Raw genomic sequence first — 18,015 nt, forward strand, 5'->3', positions numbered from 1 at the left:
CGGCAAAGGGCAGTCAGTGCAAGAAAAAAAGCAGCCCTCGACCATAGCAAAGGACGGGCCTGCGAGCTGTCGCGGCCCGGTCAGCGTGCTGCTGCTATTTGTAGAAGCAGATGTCCATGAAGCGCGCCCGGCAGCGGTAGTCCGTGCCGCCCTGCACGATGAACATGGGCACGCCGCCCACCAGCAGCTTGCCGTCGTCGTCATAGATCAGCGGCGACGGGGCGGGTTGGGCGGCGGGGCCGGTGGAGGTTTCCTGCTCGACGTAGTTAATGAAGAACCAACGGGAGAAATCGAGCGTGTCGGCCGGCTTCAGCGGCGCGGCCGCGTAGCGCGTGCCGTAGACGGTGCCGAAGTAGCGCAGCGCCGGGCCGGTGCGGTCGCCGTATTTCATGTCGGTCTTCGCGAAACCGATCTGGACGAGGAAGGTGCGGTCTTCGGGCGTCAGGTCGGCGTCGAAGGCGAGCAGCGTGTAGGTCCCTTCGAAGCTGTTGTTGCGCGCCACCTTGAGTTCGCCGGTCAGGCTGGGCGTGATCTTGGCGCGCCCGCTCCAGCGCAGCAGCGCGGCCACGGACGGATCGCCGTCGAACACGTAGTGATATTTCTCGGCAGCGATGACGACCTTGCGGCCGTCCTTGGCGGCGAAGAAGCTCTCCACCTGGTCCTTGCCGTGGACGGGTTCGCCTTCGGGGGTGCTTGCGCAGCCCCATTGCATGAGGCCGAGCGCGGCGCAGGACAGGGCGAGGAGGAGACGACGCGCAGGGGTCGAAAACGAAAGGAGGTGCACTTTTCGTCCGGGGTTGGAGTTCATCAAGCCCCGGACTCTAGCGCGCCACGGGATTCAACGGTCGATGTCGGCGCCGTCGGCGACCAGCTTCTTCTGCAGCGCCGGCACATCGACATCCACGAAATTCGCGCTGCCCAGCGATGCCGCCGCCGTGCCCGCCGCTTGCCCCATCACGAAACAGCCCCCGCTTGCGCGCGCGGCCGACTGGCCTTCGTGCGTCATCGCGGCGCAGCGGCCGGCCACCAGCAGGTTGTCGACCCGGCGCGGCACCAGCATGCGCCAGGGCAGCTGGTTGTAGGTGCGGTTGTCGTCGCGCGGAAAGGCCCATTCGATGCGGCCGTCGGCGTGCATCTCCATCGGCCAGGCGTTGATGCCGATGCTGTCGTCGAACATGGCCGACGAGAGGATGTCCTCGCCCGCGAGCGCATAGAGGCCTTCGATGCGGCGCGTTTCGCGGATGCCGACCTGCGGCGCGATCTCCACGATGGCCGAATGCGCAAAACCCGGCACCTCGGCCTTCATGAACTTGAAATATTCGGCGATCTGGCGACGGCCTTCGAGTTCGCCTTCGGTGAGTTCGCGCGCATCGACACCGTTCATCGCGCGGCCGGCCGCGTTGCGGATCTGCGTGACGTTGGCGCGCCATTCGCGCGGGTCGATGTTGGGGCGCAGAATCGCGCCTTCGCGCGGAAATCTGTAGGTGCCCGGCTTCTGCTGCTGCACCTTGGCCATCAGGTCGTTGATGGCCTTGAACTCGCCGACGGCCTCGAGCGCGGGTTGCGCATCGACCTGGCCGACGCGGAACATCGTGGTCGGAAAGAGGCCGCTGCCGTGACCATCGCCCACTTCGAACGGCACGCCCGCGAAGGCCGCCACGTCGGCGTCGCCGCTCGCGTCGATGAAGGCGTTGGCGCGAATCGCCTGGCGGCCCGACTTGGTCTCGACCACGAGCGCCGCGATGCGCTCACCGTCGCGGATCACCGCCGCCGCCCACGCATGGAACAGCAGGTTCACGCCCGCATCGAGCAGCAACTGGTCGGCCGCGATCTTGTAGGCCGAGGTGTCGTAGGAGCGCACGCGGATGCGGCCCTGCATGCCGTCCTGCGGCTTGTTGAGACCGCCGAGCGCGCCGATGCGATCGAGCAGGTCGTCGGCCACGCCGCGCACGAGCAGCGTCATCTCGCCGTTGCGCTTGCCGTACAGGCCCGCGAAGTTGGTCACGCCGCCCGCGGTGCCCATGCCGCCGAGGAAGCCGTAGCGCTCCACCAGCAGGGTGTTGGCACCGTGGCGCGCGGCGCTCACGGCGGCGGCGATGCCGGCGGGGCCGCCGCCGACCACCACCACGTCGTATTCGCCGAAGACCGGCAGTTCGCGCGCCGGTTCGGTCAGAGTCTTTGGCTGGGTTGTCATTACTGGAGCTTGATGCCGCGGGTGGAGATGATCTTGCTCATGATGGCCGCTTCTTCCGTCACGCGCGAGCGCATGCCGTCCGGCGAGGTGCCCACGGCCTGCCAGCCCTGCTCGAAGAGCTTGCGGCGAACCTCCGGGTCCTTCATGACGATTTCGAGTTCGTGGCCGATGCGCGCCTGCGCCGTCTTCGAGAGATTGGCCGGCCCAAGCAGCGCCACCCACACCTCGAGGCTGAAGTCCTTCACACCGGCTTCGGACAGCGGCGGGATCTCGGGCACCAGCGCGCTGCGGCCGCCGGTAAGGCCCACGGCCCTGAGCTTGCCGGCCTTGATCTGCGGCATGGCCACGCCCGGCGGGATCAGGCCCATCTGCACCTGGTCGCCCAGCATGCCGGTGATGACCTGCGGGTTGCCCTGGTAGGGCACGTGCTCGGGCTTGAAGCCGTTCACGCGGCTCTTCAGCAGTTCCATGCCCAGGTGGCCGACCGAGCCGATGCCCACCGAGCCGTAGTTCCACTTGTCGCCGGCCTTGCGCGCGGCGTCGAAGAAGGCGGTGCCCGTGGGCAGGTTGTTCTGCGCCACCAGCACGAGCGGCGCGGTCGCGATCAGCGAGAGGTAGGTGAAGTCCTTGACCGGGTCGTAAGGCAGCTTGGGATACAGCATCTTCGACGAGGTGAGGTTGCCGTTGATGACGATGCCCAGCGTGTGGTCGTCGGTGGCCTTGGCCACCTGGTCGGCCGCGATGTTGCCCGAGGCGCCGGCCTTGTTGTCCACAATGATCGGCTGGCCCAGCGCCTTGCCCAGCGGCTCGGCGATGGTGCGCGCCGCGATGTCGGGGGTGGAGCCGCCCGGAAAGCCCACCAGCAGACGGATGGGCTTGGTCGGCCAGGCGCTGTTCTGTGCACTCGCGGCGAGCGGCAGCAGGGTGGCGGCTGCCAGGCCGCAAGCGATCAAAAGGGCTCTCTTTTTGGCGTGCATGGCGAAAAGAAGTGAAAAAGTTAACAAAAACCGAAGAAAGCCAGCTTAAAGCCGAGGGGAATGCGGGGCAAGGAACGCGTTTCCCTATTCGAGGCTGATGTTGCCCCTGCGCACCAATTCGCCGTACACCTTCGACTTGGCCTCGGCGTTGCGCTGGATCTCCTCGGGCGACCACGCCAGCGGCTCGAAGGCGAAGGTGTCGAAGCGGGCGCGGATCTCGGGATCGGCGATGACCTTGGCCACATCGGCGTTGATCTTTGCCTTCACCGCCGCCGGCACGCCCTTGGGCGCGAGCAGCGAGACGAAGGAATTGACTTCGAGCGAGGCCGGCCCGCCCGCCTCCGCCATGGTCGGCACATCGGGCATCTGCGGAATGCGTTTGGGCGCCGCGACGGCGATGTAGCGCAGCTTGCCGGCCTTGTAGATGCCCTGGCTCGACGGAATGCTCGCGAAGGCCCAGGGCACCTCACCCGTGCCCACGTTGGAATACAGCTGCGACACCTCGCGGTACGGCGCGTGCCGCATGCGGATGCCGGTGAGCGCCTCCAGCTGCTGCGCGCCCAGGTGGCCGGGACTGCCGACGCCCCAGGAGCCATACACCACGCCTTCGGGCTCGGCCTTGGCGGCGGCGATGAGGTCGGCCATGGTCTTCCACTTCGAATCGGCACCCACCGCCACGAAGAAGGGCGTGCGGAACAGCGAAGCCACCGGGTCGAAGTGCTGCAGCGTCACGAAGTTCTTCGACTTGTACAGGTGCGGCAGCGCGGCGATGTGCTCGCTGTCCAGCTGCAGCAGCGTGTAGCCGTCGGGCGCGGCGCGGCGGGCCTGGTCGATGGCGATGAAGCCGCCGCCGCCGGGCTTGTTGTCGATCACCACGCGCTGGTTCCACAGGCGCGAGAGCTTGTCGGACACGAGGCGCAGCACCGCGTCGGGGCCGCTGCCAGCGGCAAAGGGCGTGACCAGCGTGACGGGCCTGTTCGGGAAGTCGCCGGCCTGCGCCAGTGCGCCCGTGGCGGCGGTCAGGGCAAGGGCGCCCGTCAGCAATGCGCGCGAGAAATTCATGGTGCTTGTCTCCTGGGCCTGTGGCCTCGAATAGTGATGATGGAAGAAACTCGTTTCAATGCAACGAAAGCTCGGCTGCGGCGGGCTGCAGCGAGGCCGGCGCATCGTCCAGGCAGTGCTCGGGCCGCCACGCATAGAGCCACTCGACGGCATCGTAGAAACGCTCCGGCGTCCGGCCGACCCAGAGGCTGTTGCGCACCAGCCGCTCGACGCCCTTCGCGTGATACAGGCGCCCCATCTCGCGCACCGACAGCACCACGCGCGCCGTGCGCGCGACGCGTGCCGCTTCATACAGCTTGAACGCGGCGGTCATGTCGAAATCGCAGGCCTCGACCGCGGCGCCCAGCGTCACCGCGTCTTCGAGCGCCATGCAGGCGCCCTGCGCGAGGTACTGCATCATCGGATGCGCCGCATCGCCCAGCAGCGTGGCCGGGCCTTCGCTCCAGCGGTCGACCGGGTCGCGGTCGGCGGTGCTCCAGCGGCGCCACGAGGTGGGCCGGTCGAGCAGCTGGCGCGGGCGCGCGTGCACGCCCTCGAAGTACGAGAGCACTTCTTCCTTGCTGCCGTCGGTGACGCCCCACTCTTCTTCGTCGCGGCTGTGGAAGGTGACGACCAGGTTGTATTGCTCGCCATGGCGCAACGGGTAGTGCACCAGGTGGCAGTTGGGGCCGGCCCAGACGACGGGCGCGTTCCAGCGCAGGTCCGCCGGCATGTCGGACGCGGGCACGACCGCGCGGTACACGACGTGGCCCGAGACGCGCGGCGCATCGCCAATGAGCTTGGCGCGCACCACCGACTTCACGCCGTCGCACCCCACGATGGCATCGGCCTGGAAGCGCCGGCCGTCGCGCGTGACTGCGACGACACCGCGCGCGCCGCTGTCGATCGATTCGACCTGCGCCGAGGTGTGGAAACGGATCAGCGGATGCTGCTTCACCGCCTCGTGGATCGCACCGTGCAGGTCGGCACGATGGCTCACTGCATACGGATTTTTGAAGCGCGCGCGGAAGGCTTCGCCGACCGGCACCGAGGCGACTTCGCCGCAATCGACCGCATCCATCATCACCAGCCTGTCCGTGAAGACCGAGCCCCGGCGCACCGCTTCGCCCACGCCGAGCGCGTCGAGTGCCGCGAAGGCGTTCGGGCCGAGCTGCAGGCCCGCGCCGATTTCGCCGATGGCCGCGCTCTGTTCGAGCAGGTCGATGGAAACACCGAGGCGCGCAAGCGCGAGCGCCGCAGCCATGCCGCCGATGCCGCCGCCGACAAGCAGCACGGTGGGCGCGTTCTTCGTGGGGGATGTGCTCATCGCGTGGCCCTTGCGCTTCGATGAAATCAGTCGATGCGGACCGTGAGCGAAGGCAGCCGCTCGATGCTCACCTTGATCGTCTGCCCCGCCTTCACCGCGCCCACGCCCTCAGGCGTGCCCGTGAAAATCAGGTCGCCGGGCTGCAGCGCGAAGAGCGTCGAGAGATTGGCGATCACTTCGTTGACCGACCAGATCAGGTGCGTGATGTCGCTGTTCTGGCGCACCTCGCCATCGACCGTGAGCGTGATCGCACCCGCGTTGATCTCGCCCACATCGGCGAGCGTGCGCAGCGGCGCGATGGGCGCCGAGAAGTCGAAGGCCTTGCCGATTTCCCACGGGCGGCCGGCTTCGCGCATCTTCATCTGCAGGTCGCGGCGCGTCATGTCCAGGCCCACGGCGTAGCTGTGGATGTGGGCGGAGGCCTGGTCCACCGGGATGTCGCGACCGCCCTTGCCGATGGCAACCACGAGTTCGACTTCGTAGTGGTAGTTGCTGGTGAGCGGCGGGTATGGAATCGCGCCGACTTGGCCTTCGGCCACGGGCACGACCGAGGCGTCGTCGTTGGGCTTGCAGAAGAAGAACGGCGGTTCGCGGTCGGGATCGAACCCCATCTCGCGGGCATGCGCCGCGTAGTTGCGGCCGACGCAGTAGACGCGGCGCACGGGGAACAGCTTGTCGGAATCGACGATGGGCAGGCCGACGATGGAGGGAGGAGTGAAGACGAAGGACATGAGGAGTTCCTGCCGCACGCGGCGGCACACGGTCAAAACAAGTGAAAGGAAAAAGAGTCGCCCGGCTTCAGGCGTCTTCGAGAAAGGCTTCGCGCAAGATGCCCATGGCCTGCTGCACGGGCCGGTCGGAAAAACTGAAGAGCACCACGTCCTTGACTGGGGACAGCAGCCGCAGCGGCGCCCACGACGGCACGACGAAGGTGTCGCGCGGGCCGAACTCGAAGCGCTGGCCCGCGATCTCGGCGATGCCGTGGCCTTCGACCACGCTGTACACGGCGCCATCCGTCGCGCGGTGCGTCTTGCCCGCGAAGCCCTTGGGGCAAAGCTGCAGGTTGGTCGAGATCGTCGGCATCGGCGAGCCGCCCGTCAGCGGGTTGATGTAGCGCAGCTTGTGGCCCAGCCACGCATCGGGCGCTTCCTGCTTCTGCAGTTGCGCCAGCGCCTCGCGGCTGCGCGCATAGGGGTAGTTGAAGATCGGCGAGGTGGCCGACACGTGGTCGTGCCGCACCGGCACCATGTTGTGGCCGAAGCGCGCGAGGCTGTGGCCTTCGGGCCGCGCGACGTGCTGCACCTTGGCGTCGTCGTTCTCGGCAAAGCCGGCGTCGAAGAAGCGCAGCATCGGGATGTCGAGCCCGTCGAGCCACACCACCGGCTCGCTCACGCCCGCGATGCCTTCGTTGCCATGGTCATGCCAGGCCCACGAGGGCGTGATGATGAAGTCGCCCGGGTGCATGGTGGTGCGCTCGCCGCCCACCGTGGTGTAAGCGCCCTTGCCGTCGACGATGAAGCGCAGCGCCGACTGCACATGGCGGTGCGACGGCGCCACCTCGCCCGGCATGATGAGCTGCAGCCCCGCGTAGATCGACTGCGTGATCGACGAGTTGCCGGGCAGCGCCGGGTTCTCCAGCACCAGCACGCGGCGCACGGCCTCCTCGGCGGTGATGAGGTCGGCCGATTCCATCAGCAGCGGGCGGATCTCGTCATAGCGCCACAGGGCCGGCACGCATGGCGTCTGCGGCTCGCGCGGTACCAGGGCGTGCAGCGATTCCCACAGCGGCGTGAGGTTCAGGGGGCGGATGCGGGCGTAGTAGTCGCTGCGTTCGGCGGCGTTGGCCGGGGCGCTTTTCGCGGGGCTCTTGGCGGGGCTCTGGGAAGCAGGATTCATGCGTGGTTGTCTCCGTTACCGCATTGTTGAGCCGCCCCACTATTTCCTCAAGACCGGCAGCCAATACACGGAATTGGAAATTTCGATAATGGTGTCTTTCGCCCTAAGCAAAGAAGCCCGGAGAACACCATGTCCAAGCTCGATCTCGAATGGCTCGCCGTGTTCGACGAGGTCTACAAGACCGGCAACGTCTCCAAGGCCGCCGAGCGGCTGGGCATGGCGCAGGCCGCGGCCAGCACCGCGCTCAACAAGCTGCGCGCGCATTTCGACGACCGCCTGTTCACCCGCACCGCGCAGGGCATGCAGCCCACGCCGCATGCGGAGCGCATCTGCCCGAACCTGCGCGAGGTGCTGGCCCAGCTGGCGCAGGCCCAGGGCAACCGCAGCAGCTTTGAGCCCGCCGGAGCGCAGCGGCGCTTTCGCATCTGCATGACCGACATCAGCGAGGTGGTGCTGCTGCCCGGCCTGCTCGACCACCTGCGGCACGCGGCGCCGGGGGTGCACATCGAGACCGAGATCATCTCCACCAACAGCGGCCGCCGGCTGCAGGACGGCGAGGTCGATCTCGCCGTGGGCTTCATGCCGCAGCTGGATGCGGGCTTCTACCAGCAGACGCTTTTCATGCAGAACTTCGTCTGCCTGGCGGCGCAGAACCATCCGCGCATCGGCGCCCGGCTCACGCGCAAGCGCTTCGAGGCGGAGGCGCATGCGGTGGTGTCCACGTCCGGTACGGGGCACGCCATCGTCGACACGACCATCGCGCGGCTCGGGCTGAAACGCGACGTGGTGGTGCGGCTGTCGAGCTTCCTGAGCGTGGCGCGGATCGTGGCGCACACCGAACTGCTCGTCGTGGTGCCGCGCATCCTGGGCAAGGTGCTGGCCACGCAGGAGCCGGTGAAGCTGCTGGAGCTGCCCTTCGCGCTGCCGGACTACGCGGTCAAGCAGCACTGGCACGAGCGCTTTCATGCAGACCCGGGCAATGCCTGGCTGCGGCGCACGCTGGCGCAGCTCTTCAGCGGCAGCTGAACGTGTGTGCCGGGACGACAGGCGGCGCGGCCGGAAGCGGGCGCCCGCTCGCATAATCGCGGCTCCCCACCCACAGCCATCCAACAAAAGGCGGCCTCCATGTCTTCGATCACCCTGCGTTTTCTGGCCGAGCCCAACACCGTCAACTTCGGCGGCAAGGTCCATGGCGGCACGGTCATGAAGTGGATCGACGAGGCCGGCTACGCCTGCGCGACCAGTTGGGCCAAGCGCTACTGCGTCACCGCCTTCATCGGCAGCATCCGCTTCCACCGGCCGATCATGATCGGCGACCTCGTCGAGGTCGAGGCCCGCCTCGCCTACACCGGCACCACCAGCATGAACATCTCGGTCGAGGTGCGCAGCGGCGACATGAAGGGCGGCACGATGGAAAAGACCACCGAGTGCCTGATCGTCTTCGTCTCGGTCGATTCGCACGGCCGGCCGCTCCCGGTGGTGGCCTTCGTGCCCGGCACGCCCGGCGAAATGGCGCTGGCGGAACGGGCGAAGGCGCATCTCGACGCGAGCCGCGCAGCCGGCGCCACGCCCTGATCCTCGTAGAGGCGAAGCTCTAACGGGAGCGATGCCCAGCAGCTAGAGTCAGGCGATTGTTTTCAAAGGAACACTTCGCCATGGCGACTCAAGACGACGACAGCAACAACGGCAACAAATCCTCCGACCGCATCAAGGACTCCGCCCAGCAGATCTGGCTGGCCGGCCTCGGCGCCTTCGCCAAGATGCAGCAGGAAGGCAGCAAGGCCTTCGAGGCGCTGGTCAAGGACGGCGCCGGCATGCAGAAGAAGACCCAGGCGGCCGCCGAAGAAACCCTCGCCCAGGCCCAGCAGCGCATGGCCGGCTTCGCCAGCGAGTTCGGCACCAAGGCCGCGGGCCAGTGGGGCAAGCTGGAGAACATCTTCGAAGAGCGCGTGGCGCGCGCCCTCGAAAAGCTCGGCGTCCCTTCGGCCGCCGACATGGCCGCGCTGCAGGCGCGCGTCGAAGCCCTCGAAGCGCAACTGAAGGGCAGCGCGAAGGCGGCCGCAACCACCCGCAAGACCACCGCGCGCAAGAGCGCGGCACCCGCCCCCGCCGCAAAGAAGACGCTGCGCCGCGCCAAGGCCGGCTGACCTCGCCCGAATTGCGGCACTGCACAAAAATCAAGCGCCGCAAAACATGTCCCGCACCGTTCATGGTGCGGTGCACATACGCTAGAGTGTTCCCAAGACCAAGAGACACACCGGGGGCACCGACATGGCAAAGAAGGCGCCACGCCGCACAGCGCAACGCATCCTCGAAGCCGCATTGGACCTGTTCAACCGCTTCGGGGAACCGAACGTCTCGACCACGCTGATCGCGGGCGAGCTCAACATCAGCCCGGGCAATCTCTACTACCACTACCCCGCCAAGGAAGAGCTGATCAACAAGCTCTACCAGGGCTACGAAGCCGAGCTCAACGAGCTGCTGCATGCCAGCGAAGGCGTGCACGACGTGGAGGACGCGTGGTTCTTCATGCACACGCTCTTCGAGCTGATCTGGCGCTACCGCTTCCTCTACCGCGACCTGAACGACCTGCTGAGCAAGAACCGGCACCTGGAAACGCAGTTCCAGCTGGTGCTCAAGAACAAGACCCGCGCGATCCGCCAGCTGATCTCCGGCCTCGGCCGCGCCGGCCACCTGGACATCGACGCGCACGAGATCGATCCGCTGGCCCAGAGCATGGTCGTGGTGCTCACCTACTGGCTCAGCTACGAATACGTGCGCAACCCGCGCGAGGCGCTCGAACCGGCGCACGCCCAGGGCGCGCTGATGCGCGGCGGCCACCACACCCTGCACCTGCTCGCGCCCTACCTCGGGCGCGAACAACGACGGCATCTGCTGACACTCAGCAATGCCTACAACGGCGAAGATGCCACGCACAACGTGGCTCCCACTGTCGACATGGCGGCCTAGAAAATCATGCCCCACCCCGATTTCAAACCGCTCTCGCTGATGTCCGCCAGCCCGGTCACCGCCAACGCGGGGCCCTGGACACCCCTGCCCTACGCCGACGTGCCGCGCTTCGACGCGCGCAGCCTGCTGCCGCACTGGCCGCGCCTGCACGCCGGCCACCACCTGCCGCCCCCGGACGCCGACGCGCCTTTGGCCGAGGGCTGGGCGCTGTACCACAGCGGCGAATTCGAACGCGCCGCCGCTATCGGCCTCCTGCACGGCTCCGAAGGCCTGGTGCTCGCCAACCAGGCCACCGCCATCTACGCCAACTACCTCGAGCCGCGCGAGGCCACCCGGCTCGCGATGTTCCGCCAGGTGATCGAGCGCGCGAGTGCGCAGGCCGCCGCCGAGCCCGACAACTGCCAGGCGCTCTACTGGCAGGCCTACGCGCTGGGCCGCTACAGCCAGGGCATCAGCGTGGCGCGCGCGCTGGCGCAGGGCCTGGGCAGCAAGCTCAAGGGTGCGCTGGAGCATGTGATCGCGCTGCAACCGGCGCACGCCGACGCGCACCTCGCGCTGGCCGCGTTCCATGCCGAGGTGATCGACAAGGTGGGCGCGCTGGTCGGCCGCATGACCTACGGCGTGCGCGCCGAGACCTCGGTGGAGCTGTTCGAGCGCGGCCTCGCGCTGCACCCGCACTCGCCCGCCGGAATGATGGAATACGCCCGTGCCCTCCTGATGCTGCACGGCGACTCGCGCATGGCCGAGGCCACCCGGCTCTACGAAAAGGCCGCGGCGATGAAGCCGGCGGATGCGCGGGAGCGGCTGGACGTGGAGCTGGCGCGGGCGGGGCTGTCGGACTGAGCGGCGCGCGCGTCAGCGTCTCTGGCGCGTCAGCCCGACCTGCTCCAGGAACGCCCGCACCCGCGGCTGCCACACCTCGGGATAGCGCGAGAACAGCGCATGCCCGTCCTCGCCGTACGGCGGGAACTGCGTGAATTCGCCCTTGCCGCCCGCATCCTTGAAGGCCTTGAACCACTCCTGCGGATAGGTGGGCCCGAAGTACTGGTCGTTCTCGGTGTAGATCCACAGCGTGGGCATGTGCGCCGTCTTGCCGTACTGGCCGAACAGCCGCTCCAGCGCCTCTGGCGAACACGGGCGCTGCGGCTGGGTCTTCGGATTGCCGCCGCCGCCGCCCGCAAAGTTGATGGCCGCCACCACGCCCGCCGGGTTCTGGGCCGCCGCCGCGATGGCGATGGTTCCGCCGAACGATTGCCCGACGATGACCGCGCGCGCCGGATCGACATCGGGCCTCGCGCGCATCAGCTGGAGCACCCGCAGCGTCTGCGCCAGCCCCGCTTCGTAAGCCGGTGCGTAGCGCCTGGCGCCGCACTGGCCGCTGGCTTCCACGTCTTCGCCGCCGGTCACGCCGTAGCCGATGCGGGTCGGCACGGCGACGACGAAACCCTGTGCCACGAAGAAGCGCGACGCCACCGAATAGCGCGCGCGCCCCATGGCCGCGCGCTCCGCGGACTGCGCCGCCCGGCCGTGGTTGAGTACGACCAGCGGGGCCGGCACCGGGTTCGCGTCGTCCGAGAAGACCGTCACCTTGATGGACTGCTCGATGCGCTTGCCGTAGATGTCGCTGACCTGCACCGGCACGTCGAGCTGTTCCTCGCGCAATGCGCCGTGGGCGCTCGTGACGGCCAGCAGCAGCAAGAGCTGCAGCAGCGCGGCACGCCAGGGTGCGGATGTCTTCTTCATGAATGTCCCTCGCGCTCGCGGTTATTAAGATCGCCGTTTCGACTCATCTTCTTCCCACCCGCCATGTCCGACCTCAACACCCAATTCGAAACCGCCCAGGCCAACTCCAAGCTGCTGGCCGAGCGCCCCGACAACCCGACGCTGCTGAAGATCTACGGTCTCTTCAAGCAGGCCACCGAAGGCGACAACACCGCCAAGAAGCCCAGTTTCAGCGACATCGTCGCGCGTGCCAAGTGGGACGCGTGGACCGCCCAGAAGGGCGCCAGCGCCGACGAGGCCAAGCAGAAGTACATCGACCTGATCGAATCCCTGCGCGGCTGACCGACCAAGCTCAACTCAGAAGGTGTGAAGAAACCGTAGCGAGCGGTTCGAGCTTGCACCGAGGACCGGAGCCGTACTCTGTACGGTGAGGACCGCAGGTGCGAGATCGGACCGCGCAGTAGGTTTATTCACACCTTCTCAGGCCGGCAGCTTCGTGTCGGTGAAGCGCCGGATGGGCTGGACGAATGCGATGTCCACGCCGTCGAGCACGTCGCGCCCTTCGAGGCTTTCGAAACGGAGCCCGGTCTCCGCTTCGACGAATGCGAGGGGGCGCTGCGAAGTGCCGAAATCTTCCAGGTCGCGCGCCACGCCCGAATCGAGGTAGGTGCCCTGGCTCATCAGGTAGGCGATGGCGCTCAGTTCGCCCGTCGCTTCGCTGATGAAGGCAACGACCTTCCAGAAACCCCGCGGAATCTGGATGCCGAACCGCTCGGGGTCGTCCGACCGGAGGATGGGGCCGGTGAACACGCTGATGCGCTTGTCGTCACCTTGTGCATTGCCCAGGATGTAGTCCTCCAGGTCGCCCCACAGCCCGTCGTTGAAGGGCTGCCACTGCGGGCAGGCGTTGGTGGCGAAGAAGGTGTCGATGTTGGCGCGCTGCGCCGTGGCGAGCGAGCCCCAGTTCGGGTCCTGCCTTCGCGTCATGTGGCCGCGGGAGAATTTCTGCTCCTGCTCGGGGCCATACGCCTCCCGCAGCATCTGATATTCCTTGCTGATGCGGCCGTCGTAGTTCCAGGTGTCATGGCGCGGCACGTTCTTCGACTTCGAGCCGTCGATGTTGCACGCCGAGTAAAGCGGCACGCGCCGGGAGATGCATTGCACCGTGCTGAAGTGCTGGTACTTGAGCTCGAAGGAGCCGTCGTCGAGCGTTGCGATGTCGTCCATGGCGATGGCGTCGCCGATCGACGGCAGTTCCACGCGGTTGTCGTCGCCGAAGAACTCAGGTTCGTAGCCCTCGCGACCCCTGAAGAACTCCGGCGGCTTCGGTATGGCGGCGACACGCTGGATGCCGGCCCACGAACTGCTCACGACCTGGATGTCGGTATCGGACATGAAGCTCCCTCTTCGGAAAAACACCACCGCGACCGACAACGGCCGCAGGCGCCTTGCGGCTACTTCGCGAGCTTGGCGCGTGCGTTTTTCAGGTTGAAGACAGGCTTGCGGATTTCCGCGAAGGTGGGCTGGGACACGACCCATTCGGGGTTCTGCTCGATGGCGGCCAGCTGCTCGTCGTCGAGCTGGGCTTCCACCAGGGTGCCCGTCTTCGGCGTGAGCACGACACCGGGCACGCAGCGGCGCAGCCGTGCTTCCGCCGACAACTTCTTGCCGGGGCTGCCTGTGTAGGTCAAGACGACGCTGTTCACTTCTTCAGAACTCCAAAACCTTCATATTCGGCGGGCCACCCCACTCTTTGCGCTGCCTGCGACAGCATCGTGACGATGGCGTCGGCCTTTTCGGGGCCGTTTGGCATGTTAAGCAGCTTCGAATTCCCTGACAACAGACGGGCCGCCATGCCCGAGGTGTAGGGCGTGGCCATCGAGGTGCCGGACATCATGGCGTACCTGTCGCCCGGAAACGTCGACAGCACGGCCACGCCGGGGCCGATGAAATCGGTCGACAGCCCGTAGTTGGAGAACTCGGCGACGAACTCCTTCTTGCGGCGGATCTCGCTCTCCTGAAAGCTCTCGGGGCAGTCCGCCGGAAAGGTGCCGTCGCGCCCCAGCGCACCGACCGCCATCGTGTGGCTGTAGCGGGCCGGATAGCGCAGGAGCGGCTGGCCGTCGTTGCCGGTGGCGGCAAACACCACCACGCCGGCATCGCGCGCCCGCTGCAGCACGTCCGGCATCTCCGGCATCGGCTCCAGGCTGCCCATGCTGATGTTGACGATGTGGCAGCCGTCGGCGATCGCGCGTTCCAGCGCGCTGGCGATGTCGGTTGATTTCGCGCGTCCGCGTTCGCCGGTCTTCGGGCAGACGCGGTAGGCCAGCAGGCGGCAGGCCGGCGCCAGGCCATGGATGCCGGTGGCTTCGGCCTTCCTGCCCGCGATGATTCCGGCGACGTGGGTCCCGTGCCCGATGCCGTTGTCCAGAAAATCCGCGGCATTCTCGCCAGTGACGAAACAGGCGCCGCCCGCCACGGCGATGTCCGCATGCGGCCCGACGCCGCTGTCGATCACGCCGACCGTCACGCCCGCGCCGGCCTCGGGGTCGTAGGGCGCGTAGTTCGCCAGCAGCTGGAAGCTGTCGGGCACCAGCGGCAGCGCCTGCACATTCAATCGCTTGGGCGCCGCGACGCGATCGAACCCCTTGACGAAGACCGACCAGTGCGTGTGCTCAGGCTCGACCAGGATCATTTCCACCCGCGGATAGAGCACCGGGATTCCCAGGTCCGCGATGCCCCGGCTGTCGGTCACCGCGGGCACGTGCGCGCCGTCCCAGTTCACGAGCGCCTTGACCCGCACGCCCGCCACGGGCTTGCCCTGCGGGTCCGCAAGATGCAGCTCGAAGCGCTTGACCTTGGCCCCGGGCGCCACCTGGATCGCGCTGGAATCCAGCTCGTCGCCCAGCGGCCGGATGTACTGGAGGTAGGCCCATGCGGCGGGTGCGACCCGCAGGCCGGGCGTGTTCCGGCGCATCGCCAGCAGGGCCGACGAATTGGCCTTCATCACGGAGACGTCGTCGATCTGCTTGACGAGCTTCATCCGCGGAACGCCGCGCCCCTCCACCCGTTCACCGATCGCCTCTGCCGAGTTGCCCAGGTTGATCGCGCTCAATGTCGCGAGCTCCGCACCGCCGGGCGCGGCACTCCGCGAAGGCCAGACGATGACGTCGTCCGAGAACTTGGGCTCCACCGCCATGCGACGCAGGCGCAGCGCCTGCAACAGGCGCTCGACGTTCTCGCCGTCCGATTTCGAGATCTCGCCTTTCGCGTGCTGTGGCTGCGCGCGGCCGGTGTCGCGCGTGTCACGCGCCATGGGGGTTCGCTTCGGTGCTGCCTGACGCTTGCTCGCTGCTGCCATGGACTCTCCTTGTTGCCCGGTTTATCGCATGGGGCGCATTTCAGGCCAATGAACGAATGACCCGCTAACCCACGATGCCGCGCGCATGCAGCGCGGCGATCTGCTCGGCGCTCAGGCCGATTTCCTTCAGCACTGCATCGGTGTCCGCTCCGAGCACCGGCGCGTTGTGCCGGTGGCTGGCCGGTGTGAGCGACAGTTTGGGCACGAAGCCGGGCACCGCGAGCGCGCTGCCGTCGGGCATCCGCACCTCTTGAAGCATGCCGCGCGCGGCGTAGTGCGGATCGGCCGCGATGTCGGCGATGGTGTAGATGCGGCCGGCCGGCACATGCGCCGCATCGAGCGCGGCGAGCACTTCGTCCACGGTGCGCGCAGCGGCCCAGTCGCCGATGGCGGCATCGAGCATTTCCACCTGGGCCACGCGGCCTGCGTTGCCCACGAGCGCCGGATCGGCGGCCAGGTCCGGCCGGCCGATGCATGCCATCAGGCGGCGGAAGATGCCGTCGCCATTGCCGGCAATGATCGCGTAGCCGCCATCCGCGCAGCGGTACGCATTGGTCGGCGCAATGCCGGGCAGCGCGCTGCCGGCCGCCTCGCGCACCGCGCCGAATTCGCCGTACTCGGGCAAGAGGCTTTCCATGCAGTTGAAGACCGCCTCGTAGAGCGCCACGTCGATCACCTGCCCCCTGCCCTTCGGGTATTGCGCGCTCACCGTCGCGTGGCGGTGCTGCATCGCCATCAGCACGCCGATCACGCCGTGCAGCGATGCCAGCGTGTCGCCGATCGACACCCCCACGCGCACCGGCACGCGGCCCGGTTCGCCCGTGAGGTGGCGCAACCCGCCCATCGCCTCGGCCACCACGCCGAAGCCGGGGCGGTCGCGGTAGGGGCCGGTCTGGCCGTAGCCGCTGATGCGCAGCATCACGAGCGCGGGGTTGGCGGCCAGCAGCGCGTCGGGGCCGAGGCCCCAGCCTTCCATCGCGCCGGGGCGGAAGTTCTCGATCAGCACGTCGGCCTCGGCCGCGAGCTGCCGCACGATGGCCTGCGCCTCGGGCTCGCGCAAGTCGAGCGCCAGCGAACGCTTGTTGCGCGACTGCACCTGCCACCAGACCGACGTGCCGTCTTTCAGCAGCCGCCAGGTGCGCAGCGGGTCGCCCGCGCCGGGCGGCTCGATCTTGACCACCTCGGCGCCGAAGTCGGCCAGCGTGCGTGCGGCGAAAGGCCCGGCGATGAGTTGTCCAAGCTCGACGACCTTGAGGCCAGCCAGCGGGCCCGCGGCGGCCGGCGTGGCCGGGGAAGAAGCGGTATTCGTCATGGCGCCAGAGTGTGCCGCGTCGCGGCGCAGCCTCCTCGGGGCGGGAAAACACCTATGAATTCTTGACTTCGCATTTCCGGCGCTTTCCGCACCGCAGCAATCGCCCGCCTGCTGCCCCTCTCTCCCGAGGAGAAAGGCGATTGCTGCACCGCAATGCCCTCGTCAACCCGCTGGCGCCGAAGTCAAAAAAGTATCAATTTCAGACCTCATCTCTGGTTGTTGGCGTCCTGAGCGATTCGTACAGTCCGCCCCACGTTGTCATGTGTCGATCGCAAGACAAACAAAGCGACAAGAAAGAAAGAAAAGGAGACCACCGATGCAACCCGATCTGGAAATCGTCGAAGTCCGCAGCGATGAATCGTTCACCGCCTGGGCGCACGGCTATCCGTACCGCACGGTGCGCTGGCACTTCCATCCCGAGTACGAGATCCAGCTGATCGTGGAGACCCGGGGCGTCTACTTCGTGGGCGACCACGTCGGCCACTTCGAGCCCGGCAACCTCGTGCTGATGGGCCCCGACCTTCCGCACAACTGGATCAGCGACGTGCCCGCGGGCCAGAGCGTCGAGCGGCGCGGCATCGTGATCCAGTTCCCGGCCGAACTGATGACCCACATGAACGCCGCCTTCCCCGAGTTCCAGCGCATCGCGCCGCTGCTCGCCGAGTCGGGCTCGGGCCTCCTGTTCTCCGCCGAGACGGCCCTCGCGGCCAAGCCGATCATGGAATCGCTGCTGGAGGCGCGAGGCCTGCGCCGCGTGATCCTGCTGCTCTCGCTGCTCGAACTCTTGGTCGACAGCCACGACCGCCAGCGGCTCGCGAGCCCGGCCTTCAAGCCCGACCCCAAGGCCTTCATGTCGCACGCCATCAACAACGTGCTCGCGCACATCTCGGCCAACCTCGGCGACGAGCTGCGCGAGCCCATGCTGGCCGAGCTGGTGGGCCAGAGCCCGAGCGCGTTCTCGCGGTCGTTCCGCAAGCACACGGGCCAGTCGTTCGTGCGCTATGTGAACCGGCTGCGCATCAGCCGCGCCTGCGAGCTGCTCACCAACAGCGAGAAGCCGGTGCTCGACGTCTGCATGGACGTGGGCTTCAACAACGTGTCGAACTTCAACCGGCAGTTCCTCCTGCACAAGCGCATGCCGCCGACCAAGTTCCGCAACTTCCATCGCATGCAGGCCGCGGCCTCGCGTGCCGCCAGCGCGCCGTAGCCGGCGTT

19 protein-coding genes are annotated in these 18,015 nt (G+C 67.5%); 7 read left to right on the forward strand and 12 right to left on the reverse strand.

The features are described 5' to 3' along the window. Positions 1-94: 94 nt before the first annotated feature. From NU688_RS29040 to gtdA, 7 genes are all read right to left on the reverse strand, one after another. Entirely contained in the window at positions 95-712 is a 618-nt protein-coding gene (locus tag NU688_RS29040) for a hypothetical protein (RefSeq protein ID WP_257864298.1), read from the reverse strand. A 126-nt stretch (positions 713-838) separates the two neighbouring features. Beyond that, positions 839-2,194, reverse strand: a complete 1,356-nt coding sequence (locus NU688_RS29045; protein WP_257864299.1) for an FAD-dependent oxidoreductase — start codon at positions 2,192-2,194, stop codon at positions 839-841. After that, a complete protein-coding gene (locus tag NU688_RS29050; protein WP_257864300.1) occupies positions 2,194-3,171 on the reverse strand; it encodes a tripartite tricarboxylate transporter substrate binding protein in 978 nt (325 codons plus the stop codon). Before NU688_RS29050 ends, NU688_RS29045 begins: the two co-directional genes overlap by 1 nt. Positions 3,172-3,255: 84 nt before the next feature. Further along, the gene (locus tag NU688_RS29055; RefSeq protein WP_257864301.1) at positions 3,256-4,233 is read right to left on the reverse strand and encodes a tripartite tricarboxylate transporter substrate binding protein; all 978 of its coding nucleotides are present in this window, start codon (positions 4,231-4,233) and stop codon (positions 3,256-3,258) included. A 55-nt stretch (positions 4,234-4,288) separates the two neighbouring features. After that, positions 4,289-5,539, reverse strand: coding sequence for a 3-hydroxybenzoate 6-monooxygenase (locus NU688_RS29060; RefSeq protein ID WP_257864302.1), 1,251 nt, complete (start codon positions 5,537-5,539; stop codon positions 4,289-4,291). Between the two features lie 26 nt (positions 5,540-5,565). After that, positions 5,566-6,270: a fumarylacetoacetate hydrolase family protein gene (locus NU688_RS29065; protein ID WP_257864303.1), complete on the reverse strand. Its 705-nt coding sequence runs from the start codon at positions 6,268-6,270 to the stop codon at positions 5,566-5,568. A 67-nt stretch (positions 6,271-6,337) separates the two neighbouring features. After that, positions 6,338-7,435 carry a gentisate 1,2-dioxygenase gene (gene gtdA, locus NU688_RS29070; RefSeq protein ID WP_257864304.1) on the reverse strand — a complete coding sequence of 366 codons (1,098 nt, stop codon included), beginning with the start codon at positions 7,433-7,435 and terminating at the stop codon, positions 6,338-6,340. A gap of 129 nt (positions 7,436-7,564) precedes the next feature. On the opposite strand from gtdA, the gene NU688_RS29075 reads away from it, so the two are divergent. From NU688_RS29075 to NU688_RS29095, 5 genes are all read left to right on the forward strand, one after another. Further along, a complete protein-coding gene (locus NU688_RS29075; protein ID WP_257864305.1) occupies positions 7,565-8,461 on the forward strand; it encodes a LysR family transcriptional regulator in 897 nt (298 codons plus the stop codon). A 99-nt stretch (positions 8,462-8,560) separates the two neighbouring features. Then, a complete protein-coding gene (locus tag NU688_RS29080) occupies positions 8,561-9,010 on the forward strand; it encodes an acyl-CoA thioesterase (protein WP_257864306.1) in 450 nt (149 codons plus the stop codon). An 80-nt stretch (positions 9,011-9,090) separates the two neighbouring features. Further along, positions 9,091-9,582, forward strand: a complete 492-nt coding sequence (locus NU688_RS29085; protein ID WP_257864307.1) for a phasin family protein — start codon at positions 9,091-9,093, stop codon at positions 9,580-9,582. A gap of 124 nt (positions 9,583-9,706) precedes the next feature. Further along, positions 9,707-10,405, forward strand: a complete 699-nt coding sequence (locus NU688_RS29090; RefSeq protein ID WP_257864308.1) for a TetR/AcrR family transcriptional regulator — start codon at positions 9,707-9,709, stop codon at positions 10,403-10,405. Positions 10,406-10,411: 6 nt separating this feature from the next. After that, a complete protein-coding gene (locus NU688_RS29095; protein WP_257864309.1) occupies positions 10,412-11,248 on the forward strand; it encodes a hypothetical protein in 837 nt (278 codons plus the stop codon). 12 nt (positions 11,249-11,260) lie between these two features. Here NU688_RS29095 and NU688_RS29100 read toward each other — a convergent pair whose 3' ends face one another. Next, positions 11,261-12,148: a dienelactone hydrolase family protein gene (locus NU688_RS29100; RefSeq protein WP_257864310.1), complete on the reverse strand. Its 888-nt coding sequence runs from the start codon at positions 12,146-12,148 to the stop codon at positions 11,261-11,263. A 63-nt stretch (positions 12,149-12,211) separates the two neighbouring features. Between NU688_RS29100 and NU688_RS29105 the strand changes: the two genes are divergently transcribed. Further along, on the forward strand, positions 12,212-12,469 hold the full coding sequence (locus NU688_RS29105; RefSeq protein WP_257864311.1) for an acyl-CoA-binding protein: 258 nt from the start codon (positions 12,212-12,214) through the stop codon (positions 12,467-12,469). A gap of 138 nt (positions 12,470-12,607) precedes the next feature. Here NU688_RS29105 and NU688_RS29110 read toward each other — a convergent pair whose 3' ends face one another. The 4 genes from NU688_RS29110 to NU688_RS29125 all read right to left on the reverse strand — a co-directional run bounded on the left by NU688_RS29110 (position 12,608) and on the right by NU688_RS29125 (position 16,800). Beyond that, positions 12,608-13,522, reverse strand: coding sequence for a DNA/RNA non-specific endonuclease (locus NU688_RS29110; protein WP_257864312.1), 915 nt, complete (start codon positions 13,520-13,522; stop codon positions 12,608-12,610). A 59-nt stretch (positions 13,523-13,581) separates the two neighbouring features. Then, positions 13,582-13,833 (reverse strand): hypothetical protein, encoded by a 252-nt coding sequence (locus NU688_RS29115; protein WP_257864313.1) that lies wholly within the window; start codon positions 13,831-13,833, stop codon positions 13,582-13,584. Further along, positions 13,830-15,443 (reverse strand): S8 family serine peptidase, encoded by a 1,614-nt coding sequence (locus NU688_RS29120; protein WP_257864314.1) that lies wholly within the window; start codon positions 15,441-15,443, stop codon positions 13,830-13,832. Before NU688_RS29120 ends, NU688_RS29115 begins: the two co-directional genes overlap by 4 nt. A gap of 109 nt (positions 15,444-15,552) precedes the next feature. Further along, positions 15,553-16,800: a CaiB/BaiF CoA-transferase family protein gene (locus tag NU688_RS29125; protein ID WP_257864315.1), complete on the reverse strand. Its 1,248-nt coding sequence runs from the start codon at positions 16,798-16,800 to the stop codon at positions 15,553-15,555. Between the two features lie 316 nt (positions 16,801-17,116). On the opposite strand from NU688_RS29125, the gene NU688_RS29130 reads away from it, so the two are divergent. Further along, positions 17,117-18,007: an AraC family transcriptional regulator gene (locus NU688_RS29130; RefSeq protein ID WP_257864316.1), complete on the forward strand. Its 891-nt coding sequence runs from the start codon at positions 17,117-17,119 to the stop codon at positions 18,005-18,007. Positions 18,008-18,015: the final 8 nt, after the last annotated feature.

This window comes from Variovorax sp. ZS18.2.2 (genome assembly GCF_024701975.1).
GTDB lineage: Bacteria > Pseudomonadota > Gammaproteobacteria > Burkholderiales > Burkholderiaceae_C > Variovorax.

Bases quoted from the DNA above. Each gene is read 5' to 3' on its own strand.
- NU688_RS29095 (WP_257864309.1), top strand. From the start codon at position 10,412: ATGCCCCACCCCGATTTCAAACCGCTCTCGCTGATGTCCGCCAGCCCG.
- NU688_RS29085 (WP_257864307.1), top strand. From the start codon at position 9,091: ATGGCGACTCAAGACGACGACAGCAACAACGGCAACAAATCCTCCGAC.
- NU688_RS29065 (WP_257864303.1), bottom strand. From the start codon at position 6,270: ATGTCCTTCGTCTTCACTCCTCCCTCCATCGTCGGCCTGCCCATCGTC.
- NU688_RS29090 (WP_257864308.1), top strand. From the start codon at position 9,707: ATGGCAAAGAAGGCGCCACGCCGCACAGCGCAACGCATCCTCGAAGCC.
- gtdA (WP_257864304.1), bottom strand. From the start codon at position 7,435: ATGAATCCTGCTTCCCAGAGCCCCGCCAAGAGCCCCGCGAAAAGCGCC.
- NU688_RS29050 (WP_257864300.1), bottom strand. From the start codon at position 3,171: ATGCACGCCAAAAAGAGAGCCCTTTTGATCGCTTGCGGCCTGGCAGCC.
- NU688_RS29110 (WP_257864312.1), bottom strand. From the start codon at position 13,522: ATGTCCGATACCGACATCCAGGTCGTGAGCAGTTCGTGGGCCGGCATC.
- NU688_RS29120 (WP_257864314.1), bottom strand. From the start codon at position 15,443: ATGGCGCGTGACACGCGCGACACCGGCCGCGCGCAGCCACAGCACGCG.
- NU688_RS29045 (WP_257864299.1), bottom strand. From the start codon at position 2,194: ATGACAACCCAGCCAAAGACTCTGACCGAACCGGCGCGCGAACTGCCG.
- NU688_RS29040 (WP_257864298.1), bottom strand. From the start codon at position 712: ATGCAATGGGGCTGCGCAAGCACCCCCGAAGGCGAACCCGTCCACGGC.
- NU688_RS29080 (WP_257864306.1), top strand. From the start codon at position 8,561: ATGTCTTCGATCACCCTGCGTTTTCTGGCCGAGCCCAACACCGTCAAC.
- NU688_RS29100 (WP_257864310.1), bottom strand. From the start codon at position 12,148: ATGAAGAAGACATCCGCACCCTGGCGTGCCGCGCTGCTGCAGCTCTTG.
- NU688_RS29060 (WP_257864302.1), bottom strand. From the start codon at position 5,539: ATGAGCACATCCCCCACGAAGAACGCGCCCACCGTGCTGCTTGTCGGC.
- NU688_RS29075 (WP_257864305.1), top strand. From the start codon at position 7,565: ATGTCCAAGCTCGATCTCGAATGGCTCGCCGTGTTCGACGAGGTCTAC.
- NU688_RS29055 (WP_257864301.1), bottom strand. From the start codon at position 4,233: ATGAATTTCTCGCGCGCATTGCTGACGGGCGCCCTTGCCCTGACCGCC.
- NU688_RS29105 (WP_257864311.1), top strand. From the start codon at position 12,212: ATGTCCGACCTCAACACCCAATTCGAAACCGCCCAGGCCAACTCCAAG.
- NU688_RS29125 (WP_257864315.1), bottom strand. From the start codon at position 16,800: ATGACGAATACCGCTTCTTCCCCGGCCACGCCGGCCGCCGCGGGCCCG.
- NU688_RS29130 (WP_257864316.1), top strand. From the start codon at position 17,117: ATGCAACCCGATCTGGAAATCGTCGAAGTCCGCAGCGATGAATCGTTC.